We start from the raw sequence: 18,991 nt of genomic DNA on the forward strand, positions 1-18,991 counted from the left end.
CATGGCTAAGCTGAGCAAGAAGCAGAAGGCCGTCACGGTCGACCTCGTCAAGCTGCACGGCATCGACGAGGCCATCGGTCTCGCACGGTCGGGCGCCACGTCGAAGTTCGACGAGACGATCGAAGTCGCGCTGAATCTGGGCGTCGATCCGCGTCACGCAGACCAGATGGTCCGCGGCGTCGTCACGCTGCCCAAGGGCACCGGCAAGACCGTCCGCGTCGGCGTGTTCGCCCGCGGCGCGAAGGCTGAAGAAGCCCTCGCAGCAGGCGCAGACGTCGTCGGCGCCGAAGACCTGATGGAAATCATCCAGGGTGGCACGATCGATTTCGATCGCTGCATCGCGACCCCGGACATGATGGGCATCGTCGGTCGCCTCGGTAAGGTGCTGGGTCCCAAGGGCCTGATGCCGAACCCGAAGCTCGGCACGGTGACGATGAACGTCGCCGCCGCGGTTCAGGCAGCCAAGGGCGGCCAGATCGAATACCGCGTCGAGAAGGCCGGCATCATCCACTCGGGCATCGGCAAGGCGTCGTTCCCGGCAGAAGACCTGCGCGCGAACTTCGACGCACTGGTCGACGCAGTGGTGAAGGCCAAGCCGACCGGCGCCAAGGGCAAGTACGTCCAGAAGGTCGCGATCTCGTCGACCATGGGTGCAGGCATCAAGGTCGACACGACCGAGGTTGCTGGCGCGTAAGCCCAAGCCGCACGGGGTTAGTGCAAGCTAACCCCGAGACGGCGACAGGCCGGCCGGCGCGGGCAACCGCGACCGACGAGGACGGGATTTACTCCCGTCCCGCCGCTTAGAGTTAAGAAGGGCCGGGAGCGATCCCGGTCCTTTTTGCGTGCGCGCCATATCGCCGTTCGATGAAGATCGCCGCCCCCTAGCCCCCGCTCCCGTCATCCTGACGAAAGTCAGGATCCAGGGTTACAGACGCTACTCCTAATGGCTCTGGATCCTGACTTTCGTCAGGATGACGGGATTTGCGAAAACGCGTGAATGCCCCACCATTCTGAGCCACCGATCAATCCATGATCCAAGCCTCCTGCCATTGTGGCGCGGTAACGCTGGCCGCCGACGATCCGCCCGAATGGGTCGCCGACTGCAACTGCTCGATCTGTCGCCGTTACGGCGTACTCTGGGCCTATTACCGCGCAAGCGACATACGCGTCGCGGCATCCGTGCCGACGGCAGTCTACAGTTGGGGTGCCAAGACATTGCGCTTCCACCGATGCGGCGAATGCGGGTGCGTGACGCACTGGACGAAGGTCGACCCAATGATCGACCGGATCGGGATCAACGCCCGCCTGATGCCGATCGACGTTCTAGCGGCGGCAAGGATACGCAGGCTCGACGGCGCGGATACCGGGCTGTACCTGGACGCCTGACCCTCTCGGCGATTGACTCCCCCGCCAATTCCGCTAAGCGGCACCTTCGTTCGGCGGGCTTGCTCGTCGAACTCCGTCCGAGACAGTGGGTGCAGCGGGTTTGCCGGTGCTTAATCTCCCACCTAGACGGGGAATGAGATTTTGTCGGCCCATCTGCGCGCCGCCCCTCTCCCATGCCCCATCGACGAGACACCCCGGAAGCGCGGGTTTGTCTGCGCCTCCGGTTAGTAACCGGGTCCACTGCGCAAGCGGTGAACTCGTAAAACGTGGAGAATGGCATGGATCGTGATCAAAAGACCGCGGCCGTAGCCGAGCTGAACCGCACCTTTTCCGAGGTCGGCGTCGTCGTTGTCACGCGCAACCTCGGCCTGACCGTCGCACAGTCCACTGTGCTGCGGAACAAGATGCGCGACGCCGGCGCGACCTACAAGGTCTCGAAGAACAAGCTTGCCAAGATCGCAATGGACGGCACCGACTACAGCTCGCTGGGCGACATGCTCACGGGTCCGGTCGGTCTGGCCAGCTCCATCGATCCCGTCGCGGCCGCCAAGGTGGTCGTGGAATTCGCGAAGACGAACGACAAGTTCGAAATCGTGGGTGGGGCGATGGGCGCGACGACCCTCGACGTCGACGGTGTGAAGGCGCTCGCAACGCTGCCCTCGCTGGACGAACTGCGTGCCAAGATCGTTGGCCTCATCGTGGCACCTGCCACGAAGCTGGCAACGATTACGCAGGCTCCGGCAGCGCAGCTCGCGCGCGTGCTTTCCGCCTACGCGGAGAAGGAAGCCGCCTGATCTTGCAGGCCTTTCGTTACCTTTTTGAACTGATGGGGCCGATGCCCCGAGATGGAGATTTATCATGGCAGACCTGAACGCGCTCGTTGAGAGCCTGAGCGAACTGACCGTTCTCGAAGCAGCTGAGCTTTCGAAGCTGCTCGAAGAGAAGTGGGGCGTTTCGGCCGCAGCAGCGGTCGCAGCACCGGCAGCAGGCGGCGGCGCAGCCGCACCGGCCGCTGAAGAGCAGACCGAATTCGACGTCATCCTGACCGGCGACGGTGGCAAGAAGATCAACGTCATCAAGGAAGTCCGTGCGATCACCGCGCTCGGCCTGACCGAAGCCAAGACGCTGGTCGAGTCGGCTCCCAAGGCCGTCAAGGAAGGCGTGTCGAAGGACGAAGCCGCCAAGATCAAGGCTCAGCTCGAAGCAGCTGGCGCGACCGTCGAGGTCAAGTAAGCCGCAGCGGGAGAGACGATTTAGCTTCGGCTAAATCGCACTCCCGCAAGGCCGGCCGGCGGCACGCAGTGTCGACCGACGAAGCAGGGGCTTTGCCCCTGCTGGCCGCAGCTAAGAAAAAGGGCGGCCCCAGCGATGGGGTCGCCCTTTTTCGTTACACGTCGCGAACTTCCCCATCTGCTCGGCGGAAGCCGTAGCTCAATTGAGGGGCGGCGCTAACGAAGCGCAACGTACCTCACGACAGATCGCCCACATGGGCCCCGGCCTCCGCCGGGGTGGTGAGAGCCGGCAGTCAGGCCGTTTGGATTGCGAAGCGCGGCGCGTCGTCCGCCGGCTCCACCGTCGCATCCAGATCGCGGGGGTGCACAGTCCACCCCCGCAACGTCAGCCCGGTCCTCACGCCGACGAACAACGCCGAGCCCACCAGCGCCGCGAACAGCCCGACCCACAGCGCGTCGAACACCATCAGCGCCCACACAATCGGTAGCGGCTGGCCCAAGGCGAGCTTGTGATTGGCCATGTGCAGCGCCTGCGCCGGGCCGAACGCGACTGCCGCCAAGACGCTGAGGACGATCCCGGCGGGCAGCAGTGACGTCATCGCCCGCTTTGGCGTCACCGACGCGTCCTCGATCAACGCACCAACGACGTAGATCAGGAAGCCACCCTGGATGATCCCCGAAACGATCTGAAGCGGTACGGCGATCGCCAGTGGTAGACCTTGCTTGTCCAGCCACATGAACGGCGATGCGACCGCCAGCCCCACGACCAATCCGACGACCACCCGGACGAAGGTCATCGGCGGAACCAGCAATGTCCGACGAACCGACCGTACCGACCAGAACCGCGCGACCGCGAGAATGGCGATGACGAACCCCGCGATCTTCACGTAGCCGAAGCCCCAGCGCAGTGGATCGTTGGCGAGCGCACGAAACTGCTCGACCGATGCGAACATGCCGAGGTGGATTTCCGCGATATGTTGCAGGAACTCGGGCACCACCGCGATCGCCAGGACGAGCGGTGCCGCCCTCACCGCGCGTCCGCCGAGCCGATAGGTCTCCACGACGGCGCCCCCCAAGCCGAGGATGGCGCCGACAATGCGCCCGCCAATCCCGAGTCTTTCGCTACGATCGCTCATGCCGTTTCCCCGTCTGCTGTAAAACTCAGAATGTCGCCCGGCTGACAGTCGAGCGCGGTGCAGATCGCCTCCAGCGTCGAGAAGCGGATCGCCTTGGCCTTGCCGGTCTTCAGAATCGACAGGTTCGCCATCGTGATGTCGACCGCCTGCGAAAGCTCGGTCAGCGTCAGCCCACGCGCCGCGAGGATGCCGTCGAGCGTGACGATGACGGGCATCAGACGGTCATCGCCAGATCGTCGCGCATGCCCGCCCCCACGCGGAACACGCGGGCGAGCACGAACAGCATGACGACCGCGATCCATCCGGTAAAAGAAGGAGTCCAGGTGACGAAATCGACGTTGATCCGGTTGAAATAGAGCGCGGTCGCCCCGAGGACGAGGTCGAGCAACTGCAGTACGAGCAGCGCCCAGCCGATCCGCTGGAGCCGGTCTGCATTGATCGCGACGAATGGGTCACCGACGCGCACGCTTTCGACGATCGCGATCAGACGAGTGAACAGCTGGTGCACGGCGACGGCCGCCGCGATCGAGATAACGCCGAGCAACCGCATGATCGCCACCGTCTCCGGCACGTATCGGCCGTGATATTTAACCGCTATCTGCGCGGTCAGTGCGTCGGCGAAAACGAACGACAAGACGATCGCAACGGCGAAACCGATCGCGGACGTCCAGTTCAATCCGTTGGCAAACCGCAGCACGCCGTTCGCGATACCCAAAAACCGATCCCGCATGACGCCCTCCGTTTATCGATAAACGATATGTATCGCTTATCGATAAACGTCAAATGACAGGAGCGGAAATCTTCGGATCGATCGCAGGCTACAGCCTAGAGATCAGCGCTCGAACGTCGCCGCGTGAGGTCTTGCCGCGACGGTGGTGAACATCTTCGCCGGGCCGTCTAGCCAGAACGGGGCGAGCTTGGCGGAGTCGGTACGCTCGATACCGACCACCCACGCGCGAGCGGTCTGCGCGTCGTCACCGGCCGTTGCGTAGAGAATATTCGTGGCGAGAACGGGCACGAACATCGGGCGGTTGGCGGCCGTCATCGTGCGGATCGCCTCGCGCGCAATCGCGGCGACGGTGCGGATGGTGCGCGTTTCGCCTGCGGCCAGGGCGAAGGGCGGCGCCGCGGGACGGACCACGGGCGCGGCGTTGAACTGTGCAATGTCCATGTCCTGATCGGCATGCGCGGTAAGCAGCGCGACGCCGGTCCGGATCGCCTCGGCCGATGCGGTCCCCGTGTTGGTGATGATGAGTTCGCACTCGACGGTGGCGCTGAGCATATTGAGCCCGGCGCGCAGGGGGCGGAGTTCGCACGTCAGCCGTGCGCGTGCGGAAGCGGGCGGCGTGGGCGCGGCCTTCGCCCTGGGCTCGAGGAATTTGGGTGCGCTCGCGGGTATGGCCGCACCGGCTACGGCGCCCGGCGTGACGACAGGCGAAGCGGGCGTCGACGATATCGCCGGCTCAGCGGAAGCAGAAGGAATCGGAGCGGCGGGCTCGGGGGTGGGCTCGACATAGGCTTCGGGTTCGATCCGGTCGAATCGACTGCCGCGCGGTTTGCGGCGGAGTGCCCATAGCGCACCGAGAACCACGACGATCGCCGTCAGCGACAGCCACAGCGGCATCGACCTGCCCGTTTCCGGCGCGGAGAGCGTGGATTCGGCCGTCGTGGTCGGTGCGGCGGGTTGCGGCGCAGCTTCGGAGGGGGCGGTCGAGCTCGGCGAAGACTGAGGAGCCGGCACGGGCTCTTGCGTCGGCGCGGCGACGGGCGGCTCGGCAGGCGTCGACGTCCGCGTCTGCTCGGGCTCCGACGTCCGCGGTTGTGTCGCAGTTTCCGAAGTGCTGCGGTTGGCCGCGCGTTGGCCGGTCGTTCGATCGGTCGCTGCTGGATTGGTAGCCGGGCGATTCCTTGCCGTACGGTCGGCGGCGGTGGTGGTCGTCGCGCGTGGCGACGGTGCGTTGCGCGGGGCCTGCGCACTCGTCGGCGATGGGGTCGGCGATGGGCTCGGCAGGACGATCGTCGGTGCGGCGGGAACCGGTATCGAGCTCGCGTCCGAGGTCGGCTGGGTACCGGGCGTCTGGAGGCGCTCTAGGCCGCGCACTGGTGCGACTGGCTCGGTCTGCGCGACTGCCGATGTCGCGGCAGTACCCAGGACGGTCCCGAAGACTGTCATGGTGGCGAGCAGGGCAGCCAGCGCCCCGCGGTCGGTCGTCATCGTCGAAATCCCCTGCGCGCGGTCTGGCGGCGTTGTGCCCGGGGGAGGCTGAACCTGCTGCGACGGCAAGCCGTCATGCGACGAGTTGCTTCCAGGTAGCGGCGAAGCGTTGGTGACGCGTGGGCGATCGGGTGCCGGTTAACCGCAATCTCGCCCGCCAGGGGGCGCCGAAAGTGACGCAGGGGGAGGACACGGAACAGCGGTTTGCCCTTCCTCCCCCTCCGTCTGGCAAGCGCCAGCCACCTCCCCCTGGCGGGGGAGGATCAAGAGGGCTCGTTTTACTTTGGTGCGACGACCACCGCTCCGCCCTTCATGACGAATGCGGGGTGCTCCAGCTGGCGGACGTCGGCGAGCGGGTCGCCCTCCACCGCGATCAGGTCGCCGAAGCGGCCGGGCTGGATCGCGCCGACGTCGGCGGTGCGTCCGAGCGCGGTCGCGGCACTGGAGGTGGCGGCTTGGATAGCCTCGATCGGCGTCATGCCCCATTCGACCATCTTGGCGAACTGGAGCGCGTTGTTGCCGTTGGGGTAGACGCCGCCGTCGGTGCCAAACAGCATCTTCACCCCGGCGGCGTGCGCGGCGCGGAAAGTCTGGCGCTGCTTGAGACCGATCGCGCGTTCCTTTTCGAGGCTTTCGGCGAAGACGCCGTTCTTGGCGCCCTCGGCGAGAATATAGTCGTCGTCGTAGATATCCATGTCGAACCACGCGCCGCTGGCCTTGGCGAGCTTGAACGATTCGGCGTCGGCGAGGCTGGCGTGTTCGATCGTGTCGACGCCCGCGCGGAGTGCGTCGTTGATGCCCTCGACGCCGTGGGCGTGGACGGCGACCTTCATGCCGAGCATGTGCGCTTCCTCGACGATCGCCTTGATCTCGGGGAGGCTGATCTGCTGCGCGCCGACGCTGTCGGTCTTCGAGAGGACGCCGCCGGTCATGCAGACCTTGACCACCTCGGCGCCGTATTTGCGGATCGTCCGTACGGCGCCGCGAAACTCATCGGGCGTGTTGGCGATCTGCGGGTGCGGGACCTGAATCGAGGGCGGGAATTCGGTCGCGTCGCAGTGGCCGCCGGTCGCGCCCAGCGCGTAGGTGGCAGGGACGATGCGCGGGCCGGGGACGTAGCCGCGTTCGATGCCCTGCTTGAGCGCGACGTCGTCGTAATTGGCCGAGCCGACGTTGCGCACGGTGGTGAAGCCTGCGTCGAGCGTCTTCCGCGCATTGGCAACGCCGACGACGGTCCAAAAATTGTCGGTGAATTCCAGCGTACGATACCCGCTGAGCGTCGGGTCGCTGGTCAGGTGGACGTGCATGTCGATCAGGCCGGGGAGCAAAGTGCGCTCGCCCAGATCGACGCGTTCGGCGCCGGCGGGGACCGCGTCGCCCTTGCGCCCTACCGCGGTGATGCGGCCATCGACGATCGTGACCTGCGGGCTGTCGACGCGCTTGCCCGCGAGGACGTCGATCATGTGCGCGGCGGTGACCACGACCGTCTTTGCGTCCGCGGTGGTGGCGGTGCCGGCGAGCAAGGCTGCGGCGAGAATCCTGGCGATCGTCATGTGGTTGTCCCCTTCCCCGAGTAGCGCATCGTGTGCGGCACCGCGCGGGTTGGATCAAGGGGGCGATCGACGCACCGCGCTTGCCCTAATCTGGACACCGGCGCAGGTCATCGCTGCGCCCATGACGACGAGACTCACCCCGATGATGCTTCGCTTTCTTCCGCTCTGTGCTCTGGCCGCGGCGCTCGCGCCGACGGCAGCCAACGCCGATCCTGCGCCGTTCGACCTTACCGGGCCGAATTTGCGCGTCGGCGTGACGCACGGGACGACGACCCTGCCGATCGCGCAGGTGCCGCGGCTCGCGACCGGCGACCGGGTCACGATCGCGGCCGATCTGCCGACCGGCAAGAAGGACGATGCCGAGCGCTATCTGCTGGTCGCGGGGTTTTTGCGCGGTGCGACTGAGCCGCCGCCGAAGTCGTGGTTTTTCAAGGCCGAGACGTGGAAGACGAAGAAGGCCGCGCTGAATTTGAAGGTGCCGGACGGGGCGCGGCAGTTGGTGGTGTTCCTTGTGCCCGACAGCGGTGGGTTCGATACCGTCGTTGCGGCGGTCCGCAAGCAGCCGGGAGCGTTCGTCCGCGCGGTCCAGGATCTCGATCAGGCGTCGCTCGATCGCGCGCGGCTCGATGCGTTTCTCGACAGTATCCATGCGCTGGAGCGGACGCGGCCGGAGCGGATCGAAGCGGTATCGCCGCTGCTGTCGCGCAGCCTGTCGATCAAGCTGAAGGCGGAATGCCTCGATCTCGCCGCCGATCTGCAAGCCTCCTGCCTCACGCAGAGCCGCGATTCGCTGGTGCTGGCGGATGGCCAGAGCTCGACGCTGGCAGATACGCTGGTGGGGGCGCCGACCGACCTGGCGCTGCAACTCAGCGCGACACCGGCGGGCGGGCTCGGGTACTACAGCCCGTATATCGGCGTGGTGCGCGATCTGGCGAAGATCTTCGGTGCGTTCCAGTCGACGCAGTTCCGCTATATTCCGGCATTGGCGCGATTGCATGACGATCGGATGGCGTTGTTGCTGAATGCGGCGCCATCGTTCGCGAGCCCGAAATCGGTGATGGTGGTGGCGATGCCGGTGATCGAGACCGGCACACCGCAGACGCCGACGTTGCGGCGCGCGGAGGCGGACCGGCTGGTCTGCGCGGCCAAGCCCGACCTCGTGCTGCCGGTCGAGGGTGCACCGCTGATCTATGCGACCAAGTTCGCGCACGACATGAGCCTCCGCGTGACGACGCCGCAGGGTGGCGTAGTCGAGCTGCCGGTGCAGGCCGATGCCGAGCGCGGCGGCTATGTGCTCGATCAGGTGGGCATGCGAACCGCGGGTTTGAGCAGCGTGACCGATGCCAAGCTGCACGGGCGTTGGGGATTCACGCCGTTCGACGGGCCGCAGTTCCGCTTGCAGGTGCCGCGCGCCGGCGGGTGGACGATGGTCGATACCGATCCGGAGAATCTGGTGGTGGGGCGCGACAATCCGGTGGCGCTCGCCGGACCGACGCCGAGCTGCGTCGAGGCGGTAACGCTGACCAGCGCGGCGGGCGACGTGCCGCTGGCGTGGACGACGAATGGCGACCGGATCGGACTGACGCTGCCACTCGCGAAGACCGCGCCGGGGAAATTGACGTTGCTGGTCAAGCAATACGGGGTCGAGGCGCCTGAGAAGATCGCGCTCACTGCGCTCGCCGAGGCGGGGCGGATCGATGGGTTGACGCTGTATGCGGGCGATGCGGCGGGGACGCTGGCGGGAACGCGGCTCGATCTGGTCGCGTCGATGACGATCGACGGGGTCGCGTTCAAGCCGGGCGAAGTGGTGCGCGCGGACAAGGGTGATCTGCTGGGGCTGACCTCGGATACGGCGCCGACGTTCACGCCGGGGCAGGCGAAGACGGCGCTCGTGACGCTGACCGACGGGCGGAAGCGATCGGTGAAGTTCACCGTCGCGGCGGCGCGGCCCAAGGCGACGCTGATCGCCAAGAGCGTGGCGGCGCCCCCCTCCCCCGGGCTTCCCCTCGTGCTGGCTGGCGATACGGCGATCGCGCAGGATGCCCGGATCACCTTCTCGCTGCGTGCGGAGGGGACGACGCGGTTTGCGGCGGGGGACAGCGTCGAGATCGGTGCGGTCGCCGGCGGGGCGACGACGAGCGTCGCGTCGGGCCGCGGGCTGACCATGCAGGACGAGCGGATCGCGGTCGTTTCGGTCGAGCCGGGCAAGGCGCTGGGCGTGTCCGCGCATGGGCCGCTGCGGTGGCGGCTGGTGCAGGACGGCGTTGCGGGCGACTGGGTGCCGTTGACGAGCCTGGTGCGCGTGCCGGCGCTGACCGGGGTGACGTGCAAGGATGCGTGCACGCTGGCCGGTAGCGACCTGTTCCTGATCGATTCGGTGGCGGCGAATGCTGGGTTTGCGGATGCGGTGCGGGTGCCGGAGGGGTTTACCGGGGCTTCGCTGACCGTACCCAAGCCGGTTGGCGGGGCGCTGTTTCTGAAGCTTCGGGATGATCCGGCGGTGGTGGCAACGGTGGCGGTCAAGCCATAACGCCTTAACCCACCCTCACCTTCCGTCATCCCCGCGGAGGCGGGGCCCCATAGCCTCCAACGGTCGTGCACGATCGCACGTCCAGCCAGTATGGGTTCCCGCCTTCGCGGGAATGACGGAGTAGAGACGGGGTATTTACGGGATCAGCCGGTCCGCGCGCAGCTCCGCGAACAGGTCGAAGAACGCGTCATCCGTGGGCTGGTATTCCTTGAACCCCAAGCGGCGGCTCTTGCCCATGTCCGTCACCACCTCGATCGGGCGGCCGAGATCGGCGTCGGTGTGCCACGGCGAGGCGAGCCGCGACAGGTCGGCTTCCGCCAGGCCTTCGCGCGCGGCGATCTCGCGCCAGATGCCGGCGTCATCCTTCATCTGCTCGTCGAGCGTGAGCACGGTGCCGTCGAACGGGGCCGGCTCGATCCCGAACCACTCGGCGATGCGGCCCCACATCCAGCTCCAGCGGAAGACGTCGCCGTTGACGACGTTGAACGCCTCGTTGCGCGCCTCGGGCGTGGTCGCCGCCCAGATCAGGTGATCGGCGAGCATCGTCGCGCTGGTCATGTCGGTCAGGCCGTTCCACTGCGCGGCCGAGCCGGGGAAGCGGAACGGGCGACCGGTTTCGCGGCACAGCGTCGCATAGACCGCAAGCGTGGTGCCCATATTCATTGCGTTGCCGACCGCCTTGCCGATGATCGTGTGCGGGCGGTGGACGCTCCAGCCGAAGCCTTCGCGCTCCGCCGCCTCGAACACGGCGTCTTCCTGCGCGTAGTAGAAGTTCTCGACGTCGAGGCGGCCCTGCTCCTCGCGGAACGGGGTCTGCGGGAGGACGCCCTTGCCGTACGCCTCGAACGGTCCGAGGTAGTGCTTCAGGCCGGTGACGAGGGCGACATGGCCGACGCTTCCGGCTGGCGAGAGCGCGCCGAGCAGGTTGCGGACCATGCCGCCGTTGACGCGGATGTTCTCCGCTTCGCTGTCCTGGCGCGACCAGGTGGCGATGAACACCGCGTCGGGCTTGAGGCCGGTGAGCGCCTTTTCGAGGCTCGCGGGATCCTGGAGGTCCGCCGCGACGGGCTGGACACCGTCCTGCTCGGTCGGGCGCCGCGCGAGACCGTGGACGGTCCAGCCGGATTTCACCAATGCCGCGGCGGTCGCGCTGCCGACGATCCCGCTCGTTCCTACTACCAATGCCGTCTTGGCCATCTTCAGCTCCTTATCTGCTCGCTACCAGCTAGGCACCGAACGCACGGGCTTCTAGAAGGCACCCTTTGGGGACATAGGCACCGGAAGGTATCCACATGCAGGCGGGAACGGCCGACGAGGAATGGCGCGAGGACTGCGCGCCGCGGCGGACGCTGGAGCTGTTCGCGACCAAGTGGACGAGCATGATCCTGCATACGTTGCACGTGCGGCACGACGGGCCGGCGCGGACCGGCGTGCTGCTGCGATCGATCCCCGGAATCTCAAAAAAGATGCTGACGCAGACGTTGCGCGAAATGGAGGCGGCCGGGCTGGTCGTGCGGACCGTCCACGGGACGGTGCCGCCCGCGGTGGATTATGCGCTGACGCCGCTCGGCGCGCGGTTCGTCGAGCCGGTCGAGCTGCTGTACGATTGGGGGCGCCGGAATGCCGACGCGCTCGATGCGTTGCAGGCCAAGCCAAGCTCGCGACGGTAACGACGGTTTGCAGTGACGATCCGCTTGTCGCTATGGGGCGCGGATGACCGCATCGGATCTCCAGAGCCTGTTCGTCACCAACCTCGTCCGGTACAATAGCGGCGACCGGCGACGGTGGCGGCTGATCGTCGGCGACGTGAAGGTCTACAGCCTCGCGACGCACGCGCATTGCAACTGGGCGGTGACGCCGTCGGGCAGCGCGAGCGAGGTCGACGCGGTCGAGCGGCTGGCGGACCGGCTGCGCGAGGATCACCCTATCATCACCGCCGGCTGACGGCGTCAAATACCCCGACTGACGGCCTTTCATCTACGCAGGAGCATCACATGGCGAAGCAATATTGGGCGCAGATCATCGAACTCGACGAGGAAATGACCGCCGCGACGATCCCCGGCGCGACCGATCACGAGGATGCGGCGGATTCGCTGGTCGCGGATTTCGTCGGCGCGATGGGTGGCGAGATTACGTCTGGCGCGGTGCGCGTCTGGGTGCAGGGCGGGGCCGAGAAGGTCTATGACTGGAAGGCGGACTTCACGATGCCCGACATGGACGAGATGGGCGACGAGGACGAGATGGAGGTCGAGGGCGAGATCGAGCTGACCGAGCGGGTTTGAGCTCACGCGACGTCACTTTCGTCATCCCAGCGAAAGCTGGGATCCAGAGCGGCGCAGCATTACACCCTTGGCTCTGGATCCTGACTTTCGTCAGGATGACGACGTATCAGGGCACCGTCTTCCCCGCGGGCGCGAGTTCGTGCCAGGTGTGGTCGTCGTGCGCTAGCAGGGCATCGGCCGCGGCCGGCCCTAGCGTGCCCGCCTCATACGGCTCCGGCATGCCGGCGTCATGCGCCCACAGGTCGAGGAACGGCTGCACCGCGGCCCAGCCCGCCTCTATCGCGTCCGCCCGTTGGAACAGCGTCTGGTCGCCGACGAACAGGTCGTAGATCAGCGACTCATACCCGGTCAGGTGACCGATATCGAACGCATCGGCATAGCGGAAATCGAGCGCGATCGGCGCGGTCGCGACTTCGAGGCCGGGGCGTTTGATGTTGATGTCCATGCTCAGCCCTTCGTCGGGCTGGATCTGGATGATCAGGCGGTTGGGCGGCAGCATGTCGGCGGCGGCACCGGGGAACGACGCGAACGGGACCGGCTTGAAGGTGATCGCGATCTCGGTGTCGCGACACGTCATCGCCTTGCCGGTGCGCAGGTAGAACGGCACGCCCGCCCAGCGCCAGGTGTCGACCATCAGCTTCAGCGCGACATAGGTCTCGGTCCGGCTGTCCGGCGCGACGTCGGGCGAGGCGGTGTAGGCGGGAACATCCACGCCCTTCACCTTGCCAGCGGTATACTGGCCGCGAACGCCGTTGCGCTTCGCCTTGCCGGGCGAATAGACTCGGACGGCTTTGAGCACCTTGCCCTTTTCGTTGCGGATCGCCTCGGCATCGAAGCTCGCTGGTGGCTCCATCGCGACCATCGCGAGCAGCTGGAACAGGTGGTTGGGGACCATGTCGCGCAGCGCGCCGGTGCCGTCGTAGAACTTGCCACGGGTGCCGACGTCGACCGTCTCGGCGGCGGTGATCTGGACGTGCGCGATGCAGTCCGAGTTCCAGACGCGCTCGATCATCATGTTCGCGAACCGCGCGGTCATGATGTTCTGCACGGTTTCCTTGCCGAGGAAATGGTCGATCCGGTACACCTGCGCTTCGCCGACCTTCGACAGGATGCGCGCGTTGAGTGCCTGAGCGGAGGCCAGGTCGTGCCCGAACGGCTTCTCGATCGCGATCCGGCGGAAGGCATGCGGCGCTTCCGCCATCAGGCCGTGATCGGCGAGCTTATCGACGATGTCGCCGAAAAACTTGGCGGGCACCGCGAAGTAGAACGCCACGTTGCCCTTCACGCGTGTCTTGAGCTGTTCGTAGACGTCGTCGTGCGTGAAATCGCCCTGGAGATAGCCGACGCGATCCTTGAGCCGTGCCCACGCGTCGCCTTTCTCGCCGGCCCCTTCGCCGCCCTTCGCATCGAAGCTGCCGAGCGCCTCGCGCAACGACTGATCGTTGCCTTCGTCGATGCCGACACCGAGGACGTGAAAATCGTTACCGACAAGCCCCAGTCGAGTCATGTTGATCAGTGCCGGCATCAGCAGGCGGCGGGTCAGGTCACCGAAGGCGCCGAAGATCACGAGCGTCGTCGGCGGGGCGGGCTTCACGGACTTGATCACGAATTCGCCTCGGACATGCATCGACCCTTTCTACGGTGGTTTCTTCAAACCGCGTAGCGTGTGTCGATGTTCCCCGCACGCCCTCAGGTCGCCGTGAGGATGTTGTCCCCGAACGCACGCGCGTCGACCTCCGCCCAGTCGAGTTCCTCCTGCAGGCGGCGATAGACATCCTCGGCCACCTCGCCCTTGTCGCGCATTTCGTGGAGCACGATGCGCTGGCAGGCGATCATCTCAAGATGGAGTTCGTCGAATTCCGAGGTCGCCTGCGGGTCGTCTGCCTCGGCGGTGACCTTGCCTGCTGAGCCATAGCGGAAGCGCAACGCATCGGCCGCCGCGCCTTCGCGTGCTGGCAGGACGGCTAGCCCTGCATCGATCAGTCGCTTGCGCGCGGGGGCGATCTCGTCGGCAAGCCCCGTGTCTGCGCCGAGATCGAGACGGCGGATCAGGGGGCCCAGTGTGAGCCCTTGCAGCACCAGCGTGCCGATCACGACGGCGAACGCGGCGAGCACGATCAGGTCGCGGCCCGGCACCGATCGTGGCAGCGCGAATGCGGTGGCGAGCGTCAGCAGTCCACGCATACCCGACCAAGACAGGATGATCGACGCGTTCCACGGCGGCGGCTTGGGCAGCCAGGACGGCGCGTAGCGGTTGGCGATCACGCCCTCGACGAAGCGCACGAAGAACACCCATGCGATGCGCGTGGCCAGCACGGTCGCCAGCACCGCGGCGGCGAACCCGATCGCAGGCCAGCGCTCGGCAGCGGGCAGGCCGACCAGCACGTCGCGCGATTGCAGCCCCATCAGCGCGAACGCGATGATGTTGAGGACGAGCACCGCCGCCGACCATACCGCTGCGCCCTGCAACCGGTCGCGTGCGGGCTGGACGATCGGGCGGCGCTGCGACACGATCATCCCGAACGTGACGACCGCGAGCACCGGCGAGATGTGCAGCCGCTCGGCCAGCAGCCAGATCCCGAACGTCACGGCGAAATCGGCTATGCTCGCCCCCAGCGTGCCCGCGAACAACGGCGCGACGCGGAGGTAGAGCCACGACGCAATGGCCCCGAACACGATCCCGCCTGGCACCGCGGCGGCGAGCGCCAGCGGCGTCACCGGCGTATCCGAATGCGTCGCGAACGCCACCGCCAGCCCGAACAGCAGCAGCGCGGTGGCGTCGTTGAGGAGACTCTCGCCCTGGAGCAGCAGCAGGCCGCGGCGCGGGATGCCTACTTCACCGAGCACCGCTTCTGAGGCGGCAGCATCGGGTGGTGCAACGATTGCCCCCAAAGCGAACGCGGCGGCGAGCGGCAATCCGCCCAGCGTCACACCAACCAGCGCGACCGCTGACGCCGTGACAAGCACGGCGAATACCGCGAGGCTGAGCAGCGGGAACCAGTGTCGCCGCAACGCGCGTGGGCTGGTGTAATAGGCGGCGTACAGCAGCGCGGGGGCGATGAACAACGCCAGCGCCAGATGCGGCTCGACCGTGATCTTCGGTGCGAACGGCAACGCGGCAAAACCGATCCCGGCCGCCGCCAGCAGGGTCGGATAGGGCACGTTCAACTTGCGCGCGAGGACCAGCAGGACCAGCGCGGCGAGCAGGATCGCGTCGAGGCTTTCGAATACTTCCACGGGCACGCAACGGGTGGGAGGAGCGGACGGGCCCACCGCATCGCGCGGGCCAAAAAAAACCACCCCGTGCGTGTCGCACGGAGTGGCCTAGGTTCAGGGAGGAGGGACGCTAGAAGCGTCCCGTACGGCGCCGCGAAAGGGGGGGACACGATGCCGTACAGGATCTAAATGGGTGAGCGCCGATTTGGTTCAACCCTTGTTGCACCGCACTGCAAATAATTTTGCTAAATCCGTACGTCCGGGGTCGAGCGGCACCCTCATAGAGCTGCCGGCGGTGCGGCAGGGCACCGGTATCGAGGACGACCCGTACCGCACTGAGCGCCACGGATCGTCCTTGTGGGAAAGCCTCAGACGTTGAACTGCGGTGCGGCCATCTGCGGCTGCGGGGTCTGGCCGAGCTGGGCCTGGCGCGCGAAGATGTCGCGCATCAGCGACAGCGAGAACAGGTGTGCGTACAGCAACGGCAGCATGCCCGACTTGCTCATCTTGCGCAGCGCATCGCCGCGCAGGTCGATCAGTTTTTCCTCGTTGATCATCTGGAAGCCGCGATAGACGAACGGCTGGTCCGCACCTTCAGGCTGGATCGTGACTTCGCCGTCCATCAGCAGCTCGAGCTCGCGCAGCTCGTTCATGAAGTTCTGCGTGCGCGCACCAGCCTGTTCGAACGACTCGTTGAAGCCGAGGATGTTCTTGGTCAGCTCGGTCGGCTGGCCGTTCTCGAACAGCGCATCGCCGTCCTCGAACTCGCCGATCGCCTGCGAGGTCGGGTCGAAGCAGAGCGACAGCTCCTGCGCATCGGGGTGCAGGCGCGCGAGCATGTACGGGTAGCGGCGGACGTATGCCGGCACGTAGAACGTGTTCTCGGTCAGCTTGCCGTCGTCGCCGACGAACACGTTGACGCCCTCGTTCAGGCCCATCAGCGCGAGCGGGATCGCGTCGTCGCCGACCGAGAAGACGATCGGCATGTGGCGCTGGACCAGCGGAAACTCGTCGACGGTGATCGGGATCGCGTGCTGGCCGACCAGGAACGGCGCGCTGTCCTGCGGGCGGACCTTGTAGTTCGCGTGCGCGTCGCTCGAAAGCGGCTCGAGGCCATTGTAGAAAAGCGGAAGCTGGGCGGTGCTGGCCATGTTACTCTCCGGATCGGTCGGTCGAAATGCCGGTGGCTCATGCCACCGATTGGGGCGAGGCTCTATGGTGCGCCGGGCGGGCGTGCAAGTGTGACGAGCTTGCCGGGGTTGAGGATGCCGAGCGGATCGAGTGCGGACTTGATCGCGCGCAGAGCGGTCATCCGCGCGGGTGACGAGAGGCGTTCGAGTTCATCGCGCTTCATCTGGCCGATGCCGTGCTCCGCGGAGATCGAGCCGCCGGCCGCGACGACGAGGTCGCCGACGAAGCGGGTGACGACCGGCGCGTCTTCGGCATACCAGTGCGCGGGGTCGGTGCCGGGCGCGGCGCGGACGTGGAAATGGACGTTGCCGTCGCCGAGATGGCCGAAGCCGCTGGCGTGCGTGCCGGGGAAGCGTGCATCGCACGCCGCCGCCGCCTCGATCATGAAGCGCGGCATCGTATCAACGGGAATCGAGATGTCGTGCTGCGTTGCGGGACCGAGCGCGCGTTCGGCGGCGGAGAGCGAGTCGCGGAGCAGCCAGAAGGCGGCGGACTGGGCTTCGCTGGTGGCGATCGTCGCGTCTTCGATGGCGCCGTCTTCGAGCGCTTTGCCGAGCAGGCGTTCGAGGAGGGCGCTCGGGGATTCGCCTTCGGTGGTGGCAGACGTCGCCTCGATCAGGAGGTGCCAGGGGTGGCGGCCGGCGAGTGGCGCGCGCGCGTTCGGGAGGTGCGCGATGGCGGCGGCGAGCGACTCGACGGGGAGGATCTCGAAGCTCTCGATCGCGTCGGTCTTCGCCTGCATCGTGCGCAGGAGTTTCAGCGCGGCCTGGGGCGAACGGATGCCGACCCACGCGGTGCCGCGCGCTGCGATTGCGGGGGCCAGGCGTAGCGTGGCGGCGGTGACGATCGCCAGCGTGCCTTCCGCGCCGATGAAGAGCTGGTCAAGGTCGTAGCCGCGGTTGTCCTTCTTGAGCGCGGACAGGCCGTCGTAGATGCTGCCATCGGCGAGCACCGCCTCGACGCCCGCGACGAGGCCGCGCATCGTGCCGAACTTGAGCACCTGCGTGCCACCGGCGTTGGTCGAGACGAGCCCACCGATCGTCGCCGTGCCGCGTGCGCCGAGCGTCAGCGGGAAGCGCCACCCCTGCCCTTGCGCGGCGCCGTCGAGGTCGGCGAGGATCACGCCAGCCTCGGCGATCGCAAGCCCGGCGTCGGCGTCGAGGCTGCGGATGCGGTTCAGGCGACGCAGCGACAGGATCAGCGCGCTGCCGTCGGCGGGGGCGGTCGCGCCGCCGACCATCGAGGTGTTGCCACCTTGCGCGACCAGCGGCACGCGGTGCTCGGCGGCGGCCGCGACGATCAGCGCGACTTCGGCGGTCGAGGTCGGTGCAAGCAACGCGTGCGCGACGCCGTGGAAGCGGCCGCGCCAATCGTGCAGCCATGGGTCGATATCGGTGGCGTCGGTGACGATCGCCTTTGCGTCGAGACACGCGCTCAGCGAGCCGAGCATGGCGGCTTGCGAAGGGGTCAGGATTGCTGTCGGAAAAATAGCCACAGGCCACGCGCTAGACAAAATTCATCGCGCGTTCAACGATCGGCCCTAACGGTTACGACAGCATCATGATCCACTTCGCGATTCCCGCCACCCTGCTTGCGCTAGCAGGCCCCGCCGCCGCTGCGGCCGCAACGCGGGACACGCCTGTGCGCCCGGTGCAGACCCGTGTGTCCCATCTGCAGATCGCGCAGATCTCGATCCACGAGCGCATCATCATCCGCGTACCCCGGATGAACCGGACGACGATGCGGACGGTCGATCGGTCGACCGAATGGAAGGAGCACAAGGGCCCCAAATGCATCGCCGTGGCCGAGATCGCCGGGGCGATGCTGAACAAGGACGGCGCGCTCGATCTGCTGATGGCCGACCAGACCAGGCTGCGCGCGCGGCTCGATGGCGATTGCCGGCCGCTCGATTATTATTCGGGCTTCTATCTGAGACCGGGGCCCGACGGGATGGTCTGCAAGGCGCGCGATGCGATCCGGATGCGCTCGGGTGCGCGGTGCGAGATCGATGGGTTCAAGAGTTTGCGGCCGAAGTAGTAGCGGAGGCAGGCCAGTCTCGTGTGTGGCGAACGCAGTCTCGCCTCGCTCCGTCATCCTGACAAAAGTCAGGATACAGAGTAACTGACGGTACGCTGCTTGGCTCTGGACCCTGACTTTCGTCAGGATGACGGGGGTTTTTGCGGAAATACGCCGCCCGCCGCCCCCTCCCCATCCTCGATTCACCGCGTTTCCTTGACATTTGTCGCTAAA

19 protein-coding genes are annotated in these 18,991 nt (G+C 66.7%); 9 read left to right on the plus strand and 10 right to left on the minus strand.

All coding sequences use genetic code 11. The features are described 5' to 3' along the window. Position 1 precedes the first annotated feature (1 nt). From rplA to rplL, 4 genes are all read left to right on the plus strand, one after another. On the plus strand, positions 2–694 hold the full coding sequence (gene rplA, locus C8J44_RS04885; protein ID WP_056047582.1) for a 50S ribosomal protein L1: 693 nt from the start codon (positions 2–4) through the stop codon (positions 692–694). Between the two features lie 335 nt (positions 695–1,029). Then, positions 1,030–1,386: a GFA family protein gene (locus tag C8J44_RS04890; protein WP_056047580.1), complete on the plus strand. Its 357-nt coding sequence runs from the start codon at positions 1,030–1,032 to the stop codon at positions 1,384–1,386. Between the two features lie 278 nt (positions 1,387–1,664). After that, positions 1,665–2,180 (plus strand): 50S ribosomal protein L10, encoded by a 516-nt coding sequence (gene rplJ / locus C8J44_RS04895; RefSeq protein ID WP_055879768.1) that lies wholly within the window; start codon positions 1,665–1,667, stop codon positions 2,178–2,180. 64 nt (positions 2,181–2,244) lie between these two features. Further along, positions 2,245–2,619 carry a 50S ribosomal protein L7/L12 gene (gene rplL, locus C8J44_RS04900; protein WP_056047577.1) on the plus strand — a complete coding sequence of 125 codons (375 nt, stop codon included), beginning with the start codon at positions 2,245–2,247 and terminating at the stop codon, positions 2,617–2,619. Between the two features lie 292 nt (positions 2,620–2,911). Here rplL and C8J44_RS04905 read toward each other — a convergent pair whose 3' ends face one another. The 5 genes from C8J44_RS04905 to C8J44_RS04925 all read right to left on the minus strand — a co-directional run bounded on the left by C8J44_RS04905 (position 2,912) and on the right by C8J44_RS04925 (position 7,522). After that, a complete protein-coding gene (locus tag C8J44_RS04905; protein WP_056047575.1) occupies positions 2,912–3,754 on the minus strand; it encodes a hypothetical protein in 843 nt (280 codons plus the stop codon). Beyond that, positions 3,751–3,969: a helix-turn-helix transcriptional regulator gene (locus C8J44_RS04910; protein WP_056047572.1), complete on the minus strand. Its 219-nt coding sequence runs from the start codon at positions 3,967–3,969 to the stop codon at positions 3,751–3,753. Before C8J44_RS04910 ends, C8J44_RS04905 begins: the two co-directional genes overlap by 4 nt. Further along, positions 3,969–4,484 (minus strand): DUF2975 domain-containing protein, encoded by a 516-nt coding sequence (locus C8J44_RS04915; protein ID WP_056047570.1) that lies wholly within the window; start codon positions 4,482–4,484, stop codon positions 3,969–3,971. Before C8J44_RS04915 ends, C8J44_RS04910 begins: the two co-directional genes overlap by 1 nt. Positions 4,485–4,586: 102 nt before the next feature. Continuing rightward, positions 4,587–5,969, minus strand: coding sequence for a hypothetical protein (locus C8J44_RS04920; protein WP_056047568.1), 1,383 nt, complete (start codon positions 5,967–5,969; stop codon positions 4,587–4,589). A 278-nt stretch (positions 5,970–6,247) separates the two neighbouring features. Continuing rightward, positions 6,248–7,522, minus strand: coding sequence for an amidohydrolase family protein (locus tag C8J44_RS04925; RefSeq protein ID WP_056047566.1), 1,275 nt, complete (start codon positions 7,520–7,522; stop codon positions 6,248–6,250). A gap of 142 nt (positions 7,523–7,664) precedes the next feature. Between C8J44_RS04925 and C8J44_RS04930 the strand changes: the two genes are divergently transcribed. Next, positions 7,665–10,052, plus strand: a complete 2,388-nt coding sequence (locus C8J44_RS04930; protein WP_259466712.1) for a hypothetical protein — start codon at positions 7,665–7,667, stop codon at positions 10,050–10,052. 135 nt (positions 10,053–10,187) lie between these two features. Here the strand turns inward: C8J44_RS04930 and C8J44_RS04935 are convergent, their stop codons facing one another. Further along, positions 10,188–11,249, minus strand: a complete 1,062-nt coding sequence (locus tag C8J44_RS04935) for an SDR family oxidoreductase (protein WP_121903515.1) — start codon at positions 11,247–11,249, stop codon at positions 10,188–10,190. 95 nt (positions 11,250–11,344) lie between these two features. Here C8J44_RS04935 and C8J44_RS04940 point away from each other — a divergent pair, with 95 nt between their 5' ends. The 3 genes from C8J44_RS04940 to C8J44_RS04950 are packed head-to-tail and all read left to right on the plus strand — an operon-like array spanning position 11,345 to position 12,334. Then, positions 11,345–11,722, plus strand: coding sequence for a helix-turn-helix domain-containing protein (locus C8J44_RS04940; protein WP_121903516.1), 378 nt, complete (start codon positions 11,345–11,347; stop codon positions 11,720–11,722). Between the two features lie 43 nt (positions 11,723–11,765). Next, positions 11,766–11,996, plus strand: coding sequence for a hypothetical protein (locus C8J44_RS04945; protein ID WP_056047557.1), 231 nt, complete (start codon positions 11,766–11,768; stop codon positions 11,994–11,996). Positions 11,997–12,046: 50 nt separating this feature from the next. Then, positions 12,047–12,334 carry a hypothetical protein gene (locus C8J44_RS04950; RefSeq protein WP_121903517.1) on the plus strand — a complete coding sequence of 96 codons (288 nt, stop codon included), beginning with the start codon at positions 12,047–12,049 and terminating at the stop codon, positions 12,332–12,334. A 106-nt stretch (positions 12,335–12,440) separates the two neighbouring features. Here the strand turns inward: C8J44_RS04950 and zwf are convergent, their stop codons facing one another. The 4 genes from zwf to C8J44_RS04970 all read right to left on the minus strand — a co-directional run bounded on the left by zwf (position 12,441) and on the right by C8J44_RS04970 (position 18,191). After that, complete coding sequence (zwf, locus tag C8J44_RS04955; protein ID WP_259466713.1) at positions 12,441–13,940, minus strand: glucose-6-phosphate dehydrogenase; 1,500 nt, start codon at positions 13,938–13,940, stop codon at positions 12,441–12,443. A gap of 83 nt (positions 13,941–14,023) precedes the next feature. Next, positions 14,024–15,577 (minus strand): sodium:proton antiporter, encoded by a 1,554-nt coding sequence (locus tag C8J44_RS04960; protein ID WP_220683079.1) that lies wholly within the window; start codon positions 15,575–15,577, stop codon positions 14,024–14,026. A 341-nt stretch (positions 15,578–15,918) separates the two neighbouring features. After that, positions 15,919–16,701 carry a SapC family protein gene (locus C8J44_RS04965; RefSeq protein WP_121903519.1) on the minus strand — a complete coding sequence of 261 codons (783 nt, stop codon included), beginning with the start codon at positions 16,699–16,701 and terminating at the stop codon, positions 15,919–15,921. 62 nt (positions 16,702–16,763) lie between these two features. Beyond that, positions 16,764–18,191 carry an FAD-binding oxidoreductase gene (locus tag C8J44_RS04970; RefSeq protein WP_121903520.1) on the minus strand — a complete coding sequence of 476 codons (1,428 nt, stop codon included), beginning with the start codon at positions 18,189–18,191 and terminating at the stop codon, positions 16,764–16,766. Positions 18,192–18,301: 110 nt separating this feature from the next. Here C8J44_RS04970 and C8J44_RS04975 point away from each other — a divergent pair, with 110 nt between their 5' ends. Continuing rightward, positions 18,302–18,778 carry a hypothetical protein gene (locus tag C8J44_RS04975; protein ID WP_259466714.1) on the plus strand — a complete coding sequence of 159 codons (477 nt, stop codon included), beginning with the start codon at positions 18,302–18,304 and terminating at the stop codon, positions 18,776–18,778. Positions 18,779–18,991: the final 213 nt, after the last annotated feature.

Source organism: Sphingomonas sp. PP-CE-3A-406, assembly GCF_003688625.1.
Lineage (GTDB): Bacteria > Pseudomonadota > Alphaproteobacteria > Sphingomonadales > Sphingomonadaceae > Sphingomonas.

Excerpts from the sequence above, each read along its gene's own strand:
- C8J44_RS04915 (WP_056047570.1), bottom strand. The coding sequence starts at position 4,484 with ATGCGGGATCGGTTTTTGGGTATCGCGAACGGCGTGCTGCGGTTTGCC.
- C8J44_RS04940 (WP_121903516.1), top strand. The coding sequence starts at position 11,345 with ATGCAGGCGGGAACGGCCGACGAGGAATGGCGCGAGGACTGCGCGCCG.
- C8J44_RS04925 (WP_056047566.1), bottom strand. The coding sequence starts at position 7,522 with ATGACGATCGCCAGGATTCTCGCCGCAGCCTTGCTCGCCGGCACCGCC.
- C8J44_RS04910 (WP_056047572.1), bottom strand. The coding sequence starts at position 3,969 with ATGCCCGTCATCGTCACGCTCGACGGCATCCTCGCGGCGCGTGGGCTG.
- C8J44_RS04970 (WP_121903520.1), bottom strand. The coding sequence starts at position 18,191 with ATGCTCGGCTCGCTGAGCGCGTGTCTCGACGCAAAGGCGATCGTCACC.
- rplL (WP_056047577.1), top strand. The coding sequence starts at position 2,245 with ATGGCAGACCTGAACGCGCTCGTTGAGAGCCTGAGCGAACTGACCGTT.
- rplJ (WP_055879768.1), top strand. The coding sequence starts at position 1,665 with ATGGATCGTGATCAAAAGACCGCGGCCGTAGCCGAGCTGAACCGCACC.
- C8J44_RS04965 (WP_121903519.1), bottom strand. The coding sequence starts at position 16,701 with ATGGCCAGCACCGCCCAGCTTCCGCTTTTCTACAATGGCCTCGAGCCG.
- C8J44_RS04935 (WP_121903515.1), bottom strand. The coding sequence starts at position 11,249 with ATGGCCAAGACGGCATTGGTAGTAGGAACGAGCGGGATCGTCGGCAGC.
- C8J44_RS04950 (WP_121903517.1), top strand. The coding sequence starts at position 12,047 with ATGGCGAAGCAATATTGGGCGCAGATCATCGAACTCGACGAGGAAATG.
- C8J44_RS04945 (WP_056047557.1), top strand. The coding sequence starts at position 11,766 with ATGACCGCATCGGATCTCCAGAGCCTGTTCGTCACCAACCTCGTCCGG.
- C8J44_RS04890 (WP_056047580.1), top strand. The coding sequence starts at position 1,030 with ATGATCCAAGCCTCCTGCCATTGTGGCGCGGTAACGCTGGCCGCCGAC.
- C8J44_RS04920 (WP_056047568.1), bottom strand. The coding sequence starts at position 5,969 with ATGACGACCGACCGCGGGGCGCTGGCTGCCCTGCTCGCCACCATGACA.
- C8J44_RS04905 (WP_056047575.1), bottom strand. The coding sequence starts at position 3,754 with ATGAGCGATCGTAGCGAAAGACTCGGGATTGGCGGGCGCATTGTCGGC.
- rplA (WP_056047582.1), top strand. The coding sequence starts at position 2 with ATGGCTAAGCTGAGCAAGAAGCAGAAGGCCGTCACGGTCGACCTCGTC.
- C8J44_RS04930 (WP_259466712.1), top strand. The coding sequence starts at position 7,665 with ATGATGCTTCGCTTTCTTCCGCTCTGTGCTCTGGCCGCGGCGCTCGCG.
- C8J44_RS04975 (WP_259466714.1), top strand. The coding sequence starts at position 18,302 with ATGATCCACTTCGCGATTCCCGCCACCCTGCTTGCGCTAGCAGGCCCC.